Origin of the sequence: Treponema porcinum (assembly GCF_900167145.1) — a bacterium.
GTDB classification, from domain to species: Bacteria; Spirochaetota; Spirochaetia; order Treponematales; family Treponemataceae; genus Treponema_D; species Treponema_D porcinum.
Genome location: NZ_FUWG01000008.1, coordinates 87,463 through 102,245 on the forward strand (window position 1 = coordinate 87,463; position 14,783 = coordinate 102,245).

At 39.6% G+C, this 14,783-nt stretch carries 14 protein-coding genes and 1 pseudogene; 13 read left to right on the forward strand and 2 right to left on the reverse strand.

What is annotated here, in order from left to right; translation table 11 throughout:
* Positions 1-26: 26 nt before the first annotated feature.
* From B5D55_RS06340 to B5D55_RS12105, 9 genes and pseudogenes are all read left to right on the forward strand, one after another.
* On the forward strand, positions 27-1,493 hold the full coding sequence (locus tag B5D55_RS06340; RefSeq protein WP_078933163.1) for a hypothetical protein: 1,467 nt from the start codon (positions 27-29) through the stop codon (positions 1,491-1,493).
* Between the two features lie 81 nt (positions 1,494-1,574).
* Positions 1,575-2,033 carry a PTS sugar transporter subunit IIA gene (locus tag B5D55_RS06345; protein WP_159446169.1) on the forward strand — a complete coding sequence of 153 codons (459 nt, stop codon included), beginning with the start codon at positions 1,575-1,577 and terminating at the stop codon, positions 2,031-2,033.
* Positions 2,034-2,096: 63 nt separating this feature from the next.
* Positions 2,097-4,061, forward strand: a complete 1,965-nt coding sequence (gene tkt / locus B5D55_RS06350) for a transketolase (protein ID WP_078933165.1) — start codon at positions 2,097-2,099, stop codon at positions 4,059-4,061.
* 99 nt (positions 4,062-4,160) lie between these two features.
* Positions 4,161-4,688, forward strand: coding sequence for a helix-turn-helix domain-containing protein (locus B5D55_RS06355; RefSeq protein WP_078933166.1), 528 nt, complete (start codon positions 4,161-4,163; stop codon positions 4,686-4,688).
* A gap of 41 nt (positions 4,689-4,729) precedes the next feature.
* A complete protein-coding gene (locus tag B5D55_RS06360; protein ID WP_159446170.1) occupies positions 4,730-5,068 on the forward strand; it encodes an IS3 family transposase in 339 nt (112 codons plus the stop codon).
* A 132-nt stretch (positions 5,069-5,200) separates the two neighbouring features.
* Positions 5,201-6,220 (forward strand): DNA adenine methylase, encoded by a 1,020-nt coding sequence (locus B5D55_RS06365; protein WP_078933168.1) that lies wholly within the window; start codon positions 5,201-5,203, stop codon positions 6,218-6,220.
* Positions 6,205-7,143 carry a Dam family site-specific DNA-(adenine-N6)-methyltransferase gene (locus B5D55_RS06370; RefSeq protein ID WP_078933169.1) on the forward strand — a complete coding sequence of 313 codons (939 nt, stop codon included), beginning with the start codon at positions 6,205-6,207 and terminating at the stop codon, positions 7,141-7,143. The genes B5D55_RS06365 and B5D55_RS06370 overlap by 16 nt, the downstream gene beginning before the upstream one ends.
* Positions 7,136-9,145, forward strand: a complete 2,010-nt coding sequence (locus B5D55_RS06375; RefSeq protein ID WP_078933170.1) for an AlwI family type II restriction endonuclease — start codon at positions 7,136-7,138, stop codon at positions 9,143-9,145. The genes B5D55_RS06370 and B5D55_RS06375 overlap by 8 nt, the downstream gene beginning before the upstream one ends.
* A 230-nt stretch (positions 9,146-9,375) precedes the next feature.
* Positions 9,376-9,675: pseudogene (locus B5D55_RS12105) on the forward strand (transposase); the annotation flags it as partial.
* A 77-nt stretch (positions 9,676-9,752) separates the two neighbouring features.
* Here B5D55_RS12105 and ybaK read toward each other — a convergent pair.
* Positions 9,753-10,235, reverse strand: a complete 483-nt coding sequence (gene ybaK, locus B5D55_RS06385; protein ID WP_078933172.1) for a Cys-tRNA(Pro) deacylase — start codon at positions 10,233-10,235, stop codon at positions 9,753-9,755.
* Between the two features lie 16 nt (positions 10,236-10,251).
* On the reverse strand, positions 10,252-10,731 hold the full coding sequence (locus B5D55_RS06390) for a COG2426 family protein (protein ID WP_078933207.1): 480 nt from the start codon (positions 10,729-10,731) through the stop codon (positions 10,252-10,254).
* 65 nt (positions 10,732-10,796) lie between these two features.
* Between B5D55_RS06390 and argH the strand changes: the two genes are divergently transcribed.
* From argH to B5D55_RS06410, 4 genes are all read left to right on the forward strand, one after another.
* A complete protein-coding gene (gene argH, locus B5D55_RS06395) occupies positions 10,797-12,218 on the forward strand; it encodes an argininosuccinate lyase (protein WP_078933173.1) in 1,422 nt (473 codons plus the stop codon).
* A 29-nt stretch (positions 12,219-12,247) separates the two neighbouring features.
* Positions 12,248-13,060, forward strand: coding sequence for an amino acid ABC transporter substrate-binding protein (locus B5D55_RS06400; RefSeq protein WP_078933174.1), 813 nt, complete (start codon positions 12,248-12,250; stop codon positions 13,058-13,060).
* Positions 13,061-13,133: 73 nt separating this feature from the next.
* Complete coding sequence (locus B5D55_RS06405; protein ID WP_078933175.1) at positions 13,134-13,811, forward strand: amino acid ABC transporter permease; 678 nt, start codon at positions 13,134-13,136, stop codon at positions 13,809-13,811.
* A 29-nt stretch (positions 13,812-13,840) separates the two neighbouring features.
* On the forward strand, positions 13,841-14,599 hold the full coding sequence (locus tag B5D55_RS06410; RefSeq protein WP_078933176.1) for an amino acid ABC transporter ATP-binding protein: 759 nt from the start codon (positions 13,841-13,843) through the stop codon (positions 14,597-14,599).
* The last annotated feature ends 184 nt before the right edge of the window (positions 14,600-14,783 follow it).

Consider the following 14,783-nt stretch of genomic DNA (forward strand, 5'->3'; position numbering starts at 1 on the left):
TCCGCAGGTATTATTTTTAAGAAAGTATGAAATTACCTGCGGATTTTGTAATCAGAAAATTTTTACGCACCTGCACGTCACCTTTTTCGCAAAAAGATTTTTCGGCGATGCTTGCAAGAATCGGAATACGTTTTACTCCTGATGAATGTACGATGCTTCTTGAAGAAAATCCGAATGTATTTGCACTGGTGGACGGAATGTACCTTACACGTGCAGGTGCGTTTACCGGTCAGTATTTCAGTATGAAGCCGACCCGCGCTGAGATTTCAAAAAAAGTCTTTATTGCAGGACACCGCTGCATTCCTTTTGTTGATTCAGAAATTCTTTCCTGCGACCTTACGTTTCTTTATAACGGAACAGTCCTTCCGCGCGTAGTAGTTGATTATTCAGGCGACGCTGCGCTTGAACTGTTTTCCCTTTACGGCGACGAATTTTCTTCACAGTACATTGCCTCTGACCCTGCCAACAGCGATATAAATCTTGCAGAAACTTCTTTTTCCCTTCCGCCTGTTGTAAAAATGACTTCGTTCTCGCTTGAACCTGTAATTAAGAGTGAAGGCTTTTCTTCCGGCGACAGGCTTGTCTGCCGCGTTTCAAACTGGGATAAGGGAATTATAGAAGTTTCCGTGCTTCACCATAATTCAGAGCCGTTCCAGATGGATATGGCAGACGTTGTCCGTGAAGACTGGTATTCGCTTCTGGAAAACAAGCTTCTTTCAAGTTTTGACATTGTAGGACCGTGTGCGTCAATCGAACAGCAGCTTGCGCTTGTTTTTGCAGAAAACCGTTCCGAACTGTGCGTAAAAAACTGCGGTTCAATAGAAGAACTTTTCCTGCGTTCAAAAAAAATCGGCTTCGAACTGTTCGGGGTAGAAACAAGGCTCTGGCGTAAAAACGAGGACGTTCCTGCAATCGGCAGATGGAATGCGCCGGAAGTAGTTTCTGCGCCGGGCACGGTGCTTTATGAAAACGGAATTGCCATTGAACCTATGCTTCCTTACGTAATAGATTCGTATCTTAAGGATTTGATTTACTGCGAGTCTGAAGATTATGAAGGTGCACTTAAAAGCATATATCCGTTTTACTATATGATTTCGCGTGAACAGAAAAAGCTGCTGTTGTTGCACTTGAAAAACAGACATGATATACTGTTGCGCAATTATAATCGGTTTGCAGATTTTGAAATCGGAGCAATCCGGCATAAGGCACTGGAACTGTACACAACGGTGAACGATTTGGTCTGCTCAATCAATCTGGTAGATTCAAGCCTTAGGGAGTTTCCTCAAAGACCGCTTGTAATTCTTACCCAGATATTCGGGCATATCAAGCACATTATTGAAGTACTGGAAAACAATCCGTCTGTCGTAATGGAGGAAATAGATGAAATTTCCCTTTCCATCGAAGGAATGGAATTTAATTTTGAGGGAATAAGCAGCCAGTTGCGGTGGACGGTTGACAAAAAAAGGCGGAGCGGTTTTTCTGTAGTAAAATAAGCACGTCCTTAAAAATGCGGCTTTTCAGGCTTTATGGAAAACGGTTCTGAATTTTATACAGAATTTCTAACGGAGAAAAGAATGGAAAAAAATCTTTCAATCCTTATAAAGAAGGGAGGTGTATTCTACGGTGTAGAAGGAACATCTCCTGATAAGATTTTTAAAGCGGTAACGGAGCAGATGGACTTACCGGTAAAATCCGATGCTGACGTAATTTATAATGCGCTGTGCGCACGCGAGGCGATTATGACGACGGCTGTAGGAAACGGAATTGCACTTCCGCACGCTAGAACGCCGGTAATAAAAAATGAGGAAGACCAGCGGGTTTGCGTTGTATATTTAAAAGAGCCGATTGACATGAAGGCTCCTGATAACATCAAGGTTTTTGTGATGTTCATCATTCTTACTCAAAATCCGCAGACACATCTTCAGACGCTTTCTTCTTTAGTATCTCTTTTTAAGAACGCTGAATTCAGAAAGCTTCTGGAATCTCACGCAAGTGAAGAGGACTTGTTAAGGGCCATTGAAAGAATGGACTGACAGTTTCTTTGCAGATATTTTGCGCGTAAAAACGCATATTTTCTTTATAAGATGAGGAAAAAAATGAACGAGAAAGCGATTACTGCTGTAGCAACTTCTATCCGAAGTCTGTCAATGGATGCAATCCAGAAAGCAAATTCTGGTCATCCGGGAACACCGCTTGGTGCAGCCGAAGTGGCCGCAGTCCTTTACGGTGAAATCCTTAAGCACAATCCTGCTGATTCTAAATGGGCGGACAGAGACCGTTTTGTTCTGTCTGCAGGTCACGGCTCAATGCTGCTGTATTCTATCCTTCACCTGAGCGGATACAAAGTAACTCTTGACGACATAAAGTCTTTCCGTCAGGTGGGTTCAAACTGTCCGGGGCACCCAGAGTACGGAATGACCGACGGCGTTGAATGTACGGCAGGTCCTCTTGGTCAGGGCGTTTCAATGGCAGTCGGTATGGCTCTTGCAGAGTCAATGCTTGCCGCACGCTTTAATACTGCAAATCATAAAATCGTAAATCATTATACATATTCGCTTGTCGGCGAAGGCTGTCTTGAAGAAGGCGTTTCTTCCGAAGCGTGTTCTTTAGCAGGTACGCTCAAGCTTGGAAAACTGATTGTTTTCTACGATGAAAACAGAATAAGCATTGACGGTTCAACGGACATTACATTCTCTGAGGACATTGCAAAACGCTATGAAGCATACGGCTGGCAGGTTCTTAAAGGCTCAATGTACAAGCCGTCAGAAATCCTCAAGCTTACGGAAAAGGCAAAAAAATGCACTGATAAACCGACTTTGATAATGCTCAAGTCAGTCATCGGTTATTCTGCGCCAAAGGCAGGAACGGCTGACGTTCACGGAGCGGCACTTGGTGCAGAAGGTGTAAAGGCTGCAAAGAAATTCCTTGGACTTCCTGAAGATAAGGATTTTACTGTTCTTCCTGAAGCTTACGAATATTTTAATTCAAAGAAAGCGTCTTTTGCAGCGGCAGAAGAAGCCTGGAATGAAGAATTTGACGCGTGGTCAAAGGAAAATCCAAAACTGCGCGCCGAATGGGATGCATATTTCTCTGATTCAGAAACGGCTGAAGTTCCTGATGTGGAATTCAGCGCAACAGATAAAATGGCTACACGTGCGGCTGGCGGAAAAGTGCTTAATATGATGGCACAGCGCTACGGTAATCTTACCGGCGGTTCTGCTGACCTTGCAGGTCCTAATAAAACAGAACTTAAGGACTGCGGCGGCATTTATTCACCTGCAAACCGCACCGGACGCACGATTGAGTTTGGAATACGCGAATTTGCTATGAGCGCAGTCTGTTCAGGAATGCGCCTTCACGGCGGACTTCGTCCGTTCTGCGCAACGTTCCTTGTTTTTGCAGACTATCTTCGTCCGCAGCTCCGCGTTGCAAGCCTTATGAAGCTGCCGCTCATCTATATTTTTACCCACGATTCTATTTATGTAGGTGAGGACGGACCTACACATCAGCCTGTAGAAACGCTTGCATCGCTCCGCGCCATTCCGGGAGTACAGGTGCTTCGTCCTGCTGATGCGCAGGAAACTCTTGAAGCCTGGAAAATGGCAATGGATTCAAAAGATCATCCTGTATGTATCGTTCTTACCCGCCAGGACATTCAGGGCTTTGAAAAAGAAGACGCTGACTGGAAAAAGAACATCAGAAACGGCGCATATATCGCAAAGAAAGGCGGAGATACTCCGGACATTACAATTCTTGCAACCGGCTCGGAAGTTTCAATGGCGGTACAGGCTGCCGAAATGAAAGCCGGCAAGAATATCCGCGTTGTTTCTATTCTTGACTACAACAAGTTTGACGAAATGGACAAAGCCGAGCAGGACAAGCTGACTGGCGGTGCAAAGCGCATTGTGTGTGCAGAAGCAGGAATCAGCGCAAACTGGAAGCAGTTTGCAACAAGTAAAAATGATTTGTTCTGCATAGACCGCTTTGGTGAGTCTGGACCGGCTGCAAAAGTTGCCGAACACCTGCACTTTACCGCAAAAGATCTTGCAGCAATCCTGTAGTAATTAGAAAAAAATAGAAAAAAGGTCAGAAATACATCTTTCTGAAGTGCACCCCTAAAGTTGGACAAATAAAGTTCAATTTTAGGAGGTGCATTTTTTATGTCCAAATACTCAGAAGAGTTTAAATTAAAAATTGTAAAAGAACATAAAGAAACGCATATAGGTGCAAAAAGTCTACAAAAGAAATATGGTGTTTATCACAGTCAAATTGAGCAGTGGATTGCCCAGTACAAATTAAACGGAAAATTTACTGAACCAACACGACATTTTAGCGGAGAATTTAAGCTAAAAGTGTTAAACTATCAACAAGAGCATCATCTTTCAGATCCAGAAACGGCATTGATTTTTGGAATCACAAACCAAGGAACAATCTGTGCATGGCGAAAGAAGTATATTACCGGTGGTACAGAAGCTCTGTTTCAGAAACAAGGCAGGCGTTCAAAAATGCAAAAAAAAAGTTTAATACCGAACAAACCAAGAGAAGAATGGACAAAGGATGAAGAACTTGCTTATCTTCGTATGGAGAATGATTTCCTAAAAAAATATCTGGCCTTAGTTCAGGAAGACGACAAGAAGAAACAGCAGCAGACAAAAGACAGAGAACAATCGATGCTGTCAGAGAACTAAGGTCAAAATACAATGTTTCAGATTTAACCAAACTTACAGGTTTGCCAAGAAGTTCATTTTATTACTCAGAAACGCATCCGAAACAGGATAAGTACAAAGAAGAGCGAGAACTTTTCCAGCAGATTTATCATGCCAATAAAGGCCGTTATGGCTATAGAAGGATTACTTTAGAGTTCAGGAATAGAGGTTTTTCAACAAACCACAAAGTAATTCAGAAACTGATGCATGAAGAACATATTGTGTGTAAAGTTCGTCAGCATAAATACAATTCCTATAAGGGCCAGATAGGCAAAGTGGCTCCTAATCTTTTACAGCGAGATTTCAGTACAACAAAATCTAATGAAAAATGGGTTACAGATGTTAGCTGGACAGCTCATTGAGCCGCATTTTTATGTAGAAAAAATACATAACTATAAAAAATTAAATTTTCACAACGAGAATTTTAAATATTTGAACGACATCTAGAAAAAAATAGGAAAAATTGCTATATTATCAAATTAGGGTGTGAGAAAATGGGCGTTCAAACGACAAAAATAAACAATCGTCGCTATTTGGGAAACAAATACAAACTGTTGCCGTTCATTACAAAAGTTGTAACTGAAAATTGCGGAAACTTTACCTCATTTACAGATATTTTTGCAGGCACTGGAGCGGTGGCTTCCGCATACACAAATAAACAACTCACCACAAACGACATTCTTTTTTCAAACTACATTTCAAATACGGCTTGGTTTTCGCCCGAAGATTTTGATTGGGACAAATTGGTATGTTTTATAAATAATTATAACAATTTAAGTTCCATTAAAGAAAATTACATGACAAAAAACTTTTCCGACACTTATTTTTCACACGATATTTGTTCAAAAATTGGTTTTATTCGCGAAGACATCGAAGAGAAGAAAATTGCAAAAGTCATAAACAATCGCGAATATGCAATTTTGCTCACGTCTTTACTTTATGCAATGGATAGAATTGCAAATACTTGTGGTCATTACGATGCTTGGCGACGAAATGTGGATTTGTCTGAACAGGTGCTTGAAATGCGTATGCTTGACGCAGAAAAAAATCTTAATCCTCAAAATCAATGTTTTAACATCGATTCAAATAAACTTGCTGAAAATATAAAAAGCGATGTCGTATATTTAGACCCTCCGTATAATTCACGCCAATATTGCGATGCATATCATCTAGTAGAAAATGTTGCACGCTGGCAAAAGCCTGAAGTTTTTGGAGTTGCAAAAAAAATGGATAGAACAGCTTTAAAGAGTAAATATTGCACACAGTTCGCTCCGAAGGCTTTTGACGACTTGATTTCAAAACTCGATGCTAAATACATTTTGGTTTCTTACAACAACATGGAAAATAAAGGAAACGACCGTTCAAATGCCCGCATTTCAGATGAAGAAATTTTATCTTCATTAAAAAAACGTGGCAAGGTTCAAATATTTTCTGAAAATTACAAGGCATTCACAACAGGAAAGTCCGACCGAAACGACAATCAAGAGAGGCTCTTCTTGTGCAAGTGCCAGTAAACCTAATCGCTTCCCCGTTAAATTATACAGGTGGAAAATATAAATTACTTCCGCAACTTCTCCCACTCTTTCCAAATGAAGTAAATACTTTTGTCGATTTATTTTGTGGCGGTTGTAATGTTGCTGTTAATGCAAATGCAAAAAAATATATTTGCAACGACAGAGAAAAACATTTAATTGGCTTATTAAAAAAATTAAAATCAGATGGAGCAGAAAATTTTTCACAAAAAATAGAATCGGTTATAACACAATATAATTTATCTGACAGTTCAAAACAAAAGTATGAGTTTTACGACTGTAATTCTTCGGCAGGATTAGGAAAATACAATCGTCCACATTTTTTAGAATTGAGGGAACATTTTAATTCAATTTCTGATTCTGATGAAGTTTATTATTATGAATTTTTTACGCTTGTAATTTATGCATTTAATAATCAAATCCGCTTTAATTCAGAATGTAAATATAATCTTCCTGTTGGAAAGCGTGATTTTAATATAAAAATGCGTAATAAACTAACTCAATTTGCAAAAGAAATTCAGAACAAAAAGATAAAGTTTACAAATCATTCATTTGAAAAATTAGATTTGGAAAAATTAGAAGAAGACTCTTTCATTTATGCTGATCCGCCTTATTTAATTACAACAGCAACTTACAACGAAAAAAACGGTTGGACTGAAAACGAAGAAAAAAAATTGCTCTCTTTTTTAGATGAATGTAATGTGAAAAACATAAAATTTGCCCTTTCCAATGTGTTAAAAACTGACGGAAAGAAAAATCAGATTTTAGAAGATTGGCTTTTGAAAAATAATTATAATTGCAATCATCTAAAATATTCATATAAAAATTCAAATTACCACAAAAAAGAAAATGCAGAAAAAACAGACGAAGTTTTGATTACAAATTACGAGGTTCAAAATGGATAAAATTGCTTATGAAGGTATAAGTTGGACAATTGGCTCAACAAGTTTCAGAACGAAAGAACTTAACAAGAAAACAGAATGGCAATTGGAATTGCTTGAAAATTTTTGGGCAAAACCGGAAAACAAGAATCAATCTTGGAAAGCAAACGAACCTCTCCAGCAACAATATTATAAATTTCTTTGGGAAAGTAATTTTACAGTTGGTAATGCTCCTCGTCCGGCAAAAGATGCACGAGAAAAGACTTCTGGACTTTGTGATATTGGAGTAGCAGACAGGGAAACACGAAAACTTACAGAAGTTGGAAAAGAACTGTTAAAAATATCTAAAATTGGAAATTTTAAAAGCGACAATATTTTACAAATTGAGGCAGACAGTTTTCTATATTTAAAACAGCTTCTAAAAACTTCCGTAAATTTAGGTAATTCAACTGTAAGACCATTCGTAATTCTTGCAAGAACCCTAAACGAATTGGAATATTTAAATTCAGATGAATTTATTTACTTTCTTCCTTTGATTTCAGACGAAAATTCATTTTTATCTGTAATTACAAAAATAAAAGATTTCCGTGCATGTAAATGCGATATTATTCAAACAGTTTATGAAATTTTATTATCGCATAAGTCCTATCAACAAGCACACGAGTTGTTTTTAAATGCAAATTCCATTTCTGAGAATTTAATCATCACTGTAATGATGAATCGTAAAAGCCCTCAATATTCTAAACCTTTTTATGAGTTTTACAATGCTTTGCATACAGTTTTGATGGAAAATGATTTTTCAGAAAAAAGTATGAAAAAATTGGAAAAATCAATAACTGACTGCAAAACAACAAGAACATCAATAAGAAAGTTACTTTACGCAACAACTAAAAATGTTGTAAAAGGCGGTAAGAAAACTTTTAAAACAGACATTTTAAACAGTGTTAAAGATGAAAAATCTTTCAAAGAGCTATTCTTTAAAATCTGTCATGTAGCAAAAACTTTGAATAATTTGGAAGATTACGGCGATTTGAATTTACGATACTTTGCAATGAGCGACTGTCTTATTACAAAAGATAAGACAGTAAAATTTGATACTCTTCCAAAAATCTATTTTGCAATGGTAAAAGAGTGTCTAAAAGAACTTTCGTTTACTGCTTGTGATTTACTTTACAAATCTATCAACTTAAATGAAATCGCACCTGGACTTGTAGTAAATACAGAAGAGTTTTATAAAAATGTCGCAAAAGAGATTGGTACAGAAACATATGACCGAAACGAAATCCAAAAAATCTTGGATAAAGAAAGGTATGAGCGTTTTAATAAATTGCTTGAAGAAAAATTTACAGATGAAAAACTATTGCTAATTTTAGACAATTTCAAAAACAGAAAAACTTCAAATGATGAGTATGACGAAGAAATTAAAAAATTAGTTTCATCAAATTCAGATGGTCCAACTTCATTTGAATATATTCTTGCAGTAATTTGGTATAAAATCAGCGATTATCAAGGCGATGTATTGACCTACATGAATTTATCTTTGGATGCAGATTTGCTTCCAAAGACTCATGCTGGCGGTGGCGAAGCTGATATAGTTTGGAAATATGAAGAAACTTCCGACTATCCGAAACATGATTTGTTGATAGAAGCAACACTTGCTGATTCAACAAATCAGCGTCGTATGGAAATGGAACCTGTTTCTCGTCATTTAGGGGAATATTTGTGTGAAAATAAAACTTCAAATGCTTATTGTATTTTCTTAACAAATTATCTTAACATGAATGTTATATCTGATTTTCGAATGAGAAGAAATCAGCCGTATTACGGAAATAATGGTGATAAAGTTTCTGGAATGAATATTGCTCCAATGGAAACTGATTTATTAAAAGTGATAATACAAAATAATCTAAAATATAAAAAATTATATGATATAATAAATAAGAAATTTAAAAGTTCTTTAGAACCTAAAGAGTGGTATGAAGAATTTGAAAAAGAAATAGAAGAAAGTTCTTTGCTTGCAAAGTAAGCGGGAACAGCTAACATAATTTTCAAAGCCGACAAACCGGTCAAGCCGGTTTGCGGTTAAAATATTGTTACACAGTTTAATCTGTTTGGAACAAAGCTTTATCTTTCCCCAATTCTTGATTTACATGACCAGTCATTAATCAGCTGGAATCTTTCTGAAAGTCCGAACTATGCTCAGACAGTTGATATGCTTGAAAAAGCATTAAACAGATTCCTGATGGAACTAATCTAATTCTCCATTCTGATCAAGGCTGGCAGTACCAGATGTATGATTATCAGCGGCGTTTGAAAGAAAAAGGAATCCGACAGAGCATGTCCAGAAAAGGTAATTGTCTTGATAATTCGGTGATGGAATTTTTTTTTGGTCTATTAAAATCTGAGCTTTTATATTTACAGGAGTTTGAGTCTGTTGAACATTTCAAAAAAGAATTGATTGAATACTTGTCTTGGTACAACGAAAAGAGAATTAAGGTTAAATTAAAAGGACTGACCCCTTTACAATTAAGGAATCAGTCCTTAAAATCAGCCTAGTTAAAGTGTCCAATAATTGGGGTGCACTTCTTTCTGACCTTTTTTATTTAAGGTTTAATGCCCCGCCGGCATTTCTGTTACAGCACCAGATCGCATATTGTTGCGCCGGTTACGCTGATAAGGTCGCCGGGTGCAAGTTCAATCTGTTCGCCGCGCACTCCTGCCGAAATATGGATTTTTTCGTGAAGAAGCGCACTTTTGTCTATGAACGTACGGAACTGCCTTTTCATTCCCAGCGGCGAACATCCTCCCCTTACGTATCCAGTAAGAGAAAGAAGCTCTTCCGGCTTTACAGGCGCAATTTCCTTTGCACCGCATGCAGTCCTTGCTTTTTTCAGGTTGATTTCATTAACCGCACTTTGGCAGAATACGCATATTTCCTTTGTATCCGTCCGCATTACGATTGTCTTAAAAACACATTCCGGATTTATGCCAAGTTTTTCAGCAGTTTTTTCAGCTGCCCCACGTGAAAGTTCATGCTCCGTATTGTCGTCATATTCGCGCACGGTAAACGCAATCTTTTTTGCTTCAAGAATACGCATTGCATTAGTTTTTTTCATAGAGAACCTTCTGCCTTTATTTTATAAAAGAAAACAGGGCAGAAAAAAGTCCAAGACTTCCTGCCATCATAATGCACCCTGCAAGAAGAACGCCAAGCGTTACGGCAATTACAGTGTCCTTGAATTTCATATCAAGAAGACTTGCAGCAAGCGTTCCCGTCCATGCGCCTGTTCCCGGCACAGGAATGCCCACAAACAAAAGAAGCGCAATGAAAATGCCTTTTCCAGCCTTGCTTTGAAGTTTTGCTCCTGCTGCAGTACCTTTTTCAAGGAAAAAACGGCATATTCCGCCGATGGCTTTTTTGTCTTTTCCCCATTCCAGAAATCTTCTTGCAAAAAGATAGATGACCGGAACAGGAAGCATATTTCCCAGAATGCAGATAATGTATGAAGGAACAACAGGCATCTGAAGTGCCTGAGAAACAGGAATTGCACCGCGCAGTTCAATGAGCGGTACCATAGAAATAAAGAAAATCCAGAGATAGTTTGTAATCATACACTGAATATACTGTTTTTTTTTCGCGTTGAATAGGAGTTTATTTTTTACTATAATGTCCACCTATGGAACACGGAACAATTACACAGGACAATCACGCAGCCTTATGGCACGGACGTTTTGAGGAAGGTCCTGACGCACAGGCAGTTTCATTTGAAACATCTATATTTGTTGACGAACGTATGGCTCTTGATGATATAAAAGGAAGCCGCGCACATGCAGAAATGCTGGGCTATGCCGGAATTATTACAAAGGACGAGACAGACAGTATTATTGCAGGGCTTGATTCAATAGAAAAAGACCTGAATGACGGCACTCTGAAAATCGACTATTCTGCGGAGGACATTCATTCTTTTATAGAAGCAACCCTTACAGACAGGATAGGCGAACCTGGTAAAAAAGTTCATACAGGAAGAAGCCGGAACGACCAGATTGCTCTTGACGAAAGGCTTTACCTTTGCCGTTTTGTTCCAGACCTTCAGAACAGAATTCTTACGCTTATAGAAACGCTTACTCAGATTGCAGAAAAGCATACAAAGACGATAATGCCGGGCTTTACCCATATGCAGCACGCCCAGCCTGTAACGCTTGCACATCATCTGTGTGCCTGGAGCTGGATGCTTACGCGTGATGCAGACCGGCTTTCTGACGCGCTTAAAAGAATCCGCATAAGCCCGATTGGTGCGTGTGCGCTTGCCGGAAGCGGTCTTCCGCTTAACAGAAAGTATGAGGCAAAGCAGCTTGGTTTTGATGAAATAACGATGAATTCGCTGGACAGCGTTTCTGACCGCGACTACTGCATAGAAACGGTGTCTGCGCTCAGCCTTGTGCAGATGCACCTGTCGCGCTTTTGCGAAGAAGTAGTACTGTGGTCAACTACCGAATTTTCATTTATTGATTTAAGCGAAAAGTGGTCAACAGGAAGTTCCATTATGCCGCAGAAGAAAAATCCTGACTTTGCAGAACTTATCCGCGGAAGGACGGGACGCGTTTACGGTGATTTAATTGCGCTTCTTACAATGATGAAGGGGCTTCCGCTTGCGTACGACCGCGACATGCAGGAAGACAAGCAGAGCCTTTTTGATGCGTGTGACGTTGTTCTTTCCTGCGTAGAAGTGTTTACAAAAATGATTGCAACAGCTTCCTGGAACGAAGCGGCTATGGCAGCGGCGTGCGAGGGCGGCTTTTTAAACGCAACCGATATTGCAGACTATCTTGTGCGTAAGGGAATGCCGTTCCGTACGGCGCACGGCGTAAGTGCAAAAGCCGTCCGTCTTGCAATCAGTAAAAACTGCCGCCTTGAAGACCTGTCACAGGAAGATTTTAAATCCTGCTCGCCGCTTATTGAAAGCGATATTTTTGAGGTTATTCCGCCGGCGGCCTGCGTAAATGCACGTAAGACTGACGGAGGTCCTGCCGAATCAAAGGTGATGGAGCAGATTTCCGCACTAAAAACATTCTGTGCAGAAAAACGCCGCTCCTTTTGAAAAATAAAAAAATATATTGGAGGAAATATATGAAAAAAATAACAGTAATTGCTTCTGTCGTTCTGGCAGTGCTTTCACTTGGTCTTGCAGGCTGTAAAAAAGCTCCTGCAAAAGCAGACAATTCCCTTGAAGAATTGAAAGGACGCGGCGTATTCGTACTCGGACTTGACGATTCTTTTCCGCCGTTAGGCTTTAGGGATGCAGACAACAACATCACAGGCTATGACATTGACCTTGCAAAGGAAGTTGCATCCCGCCTTGGCGTTGAATTCAAGGCTCAGCCGATTGACTGGTCTGCAAAAGAAATGGAACTTACTACAGGAAAAATCGACTGTATCTGGAACGGCTTTACAATTACAGACGAGCGCGAAGAATCTCTTTCTATGACAAAACCGTATCTTAACAATGCACAGGTTCTTGTTGTACGCAAAAACGGCGGAATTGAAAAACTTAGCGATGCAGCCGGAAAAACAATAGGACTTCAGAAAGGTTCAAGCGCACAGGATGCAGTTGAGTCAAACAAAGATTTTGCAGATTCCCTTAAAAATCTTGTGTTCTATAACGACAACATTACGGCTTTGAACGACCTTGAACTTGGCGGAGTTGACGCAGTTGTAATGGACAGCGTAGTTGCAGCGTATGATATTTCCGTAAGCAACAAGCCGCTTGTCATCGTTGATGAAGTTCTGGCAAACGAAGCGTACGGAATCGGCTTTAGAAAGACAGACGTAAAGCTTCGCGACGAAGTTCAGAAAATCCTTGAAGATATGGAAAAAGACGGAACAGTTGCATCTGTTTCAAACAAGTGGTTCGGCAAAAACATTTCTGTTATCGGAAAATAACGCCGTTTAATCGTACTTCCGGACGCCGTTCTTCCCTAAAAAAGGGCGGCGTCTTATTTGGATACAAATTTTTATGCCGGAAAAATACATAAAAATGCTCAAGGCGATGCTTGCAGGTTCGCTTACATCGCTTGAAATTTTCTTTCTTACGCTGCTTTTTGCAGTGCCTCTTGCTCTGTTTGTTGCATTCGGGCGTATGTCTAAAAACCGCCTTCTTTCTGGCATTACAAACGGCTTTCTGCTTCTTATCCGCGGAACGCCGCTTATGCTTCAGCTGCTTATGGTTTATTTTGGTCCCCTTCTTTTTGTTAAGTGGCTTTCTTCCTATGGAATTCAGATTTCTATAAAATGGGACAGGTTTGTTGCCGCAATAATTGCACTTTCCATAAATTATTCGGCTTATTTCGCAGAAATTTACCGCGGAGGCATAGAGTCAATTCCGCGAGGACAATACGAGGCTGCAAAAGTTCTGGGATATACGCAGACCCAGACTTTTTTCAGGATAATCTTGCCGCAGGTAGTCAAGCGCATAGTTCCTGCAATGGGAAATGAAGTCATAACGCTTGTAAAAGACACCGCGCTTGTTTCCGTTATCGGTGTGGAAGAACTGCTTATGGTTGCAAACAAGCGCCAGAGCGCAATGTTTTCATTTGTACCGCTTCTTATTGCCGGAGTATTCTACTTTGTCATGAACTGGGGCGTTTCCGTCTGCTTTTCCCGGCTGGAAAAAAAGCTTTCTTACTACAGCTGAACGAACTGGGATTTTACTTGGATTAGATTATGGAAGAAATCATTACTGTTGCAAATTTGAAAAAATCATTCGGTTCACTTAATGTTTTGAAAGACATTTCGTTTTCCGTTCATAAAGGCGAAGTTTTAAGTATCATAGGGCCTAGCGGTTCTGGAAAATCTACCGTACTAAGATGCATTACCCAGCTTGAAACCGTTGATTCTGGCTCAATAAAAATTTGCGGAAGTCCGCTTGTAACAGACGGAAAATACTGTTCTAAAGAAGAAATGCACAAAATCGCGCTTAAAAGCGGACTTGTGTTCCAGAATTTTAATTTGTTTCCGCATTATTCCGTACTTAAAAATGTTGTTGATGCGCAGGTGCAGGTGCTTAAAAAATCATCCGAAGAGGCAGAAAAAACGGCGATGGAACTGCTTGAACGGATGGGACTTGCTTCCAAGGCAAAGAACTATCCGGGGCAGCTTTCCGGCGGTCAGCAGCAGAGGGTAAGCATTGCGCGTGCACTTGCATTAAAGCCGGAGGTGCTTTTGTTTGATGAACCTACAAGCGCACTTGACCCGGAACTTACAGGGGAAATACTTTCCGTAATAAAATCACTTGCCGCAGAAAAAATGACGATGGTCGTAGTAACGCACGAAATGGCTTTTGCGCGAGACATAAGCGACCATATTATTTTTATGGACGGCGGCGTAATAGTTGAGGACGGAACGCCGCAGCAGGTTATAAACAATCCGCAGGCGGAGCGAACAAAGGCGTTCCTGTCACGCTTTAAAAAAGATAGCGTATAAAAGCCGGTCAACCGGTCTGCTTTACCTTAATTTTACAACCTTTTACTTGCTGTTTTCTCTTTTTATGTTACAATACTTTGGGTTAGTAATAATTAACTAAACTTTTAGGATATCCGTACGATACTAGGAATAGAGTTCTTATTTTTATCTTCTTATAGTTTGCGTTGCAAACCTTTTTACGAGG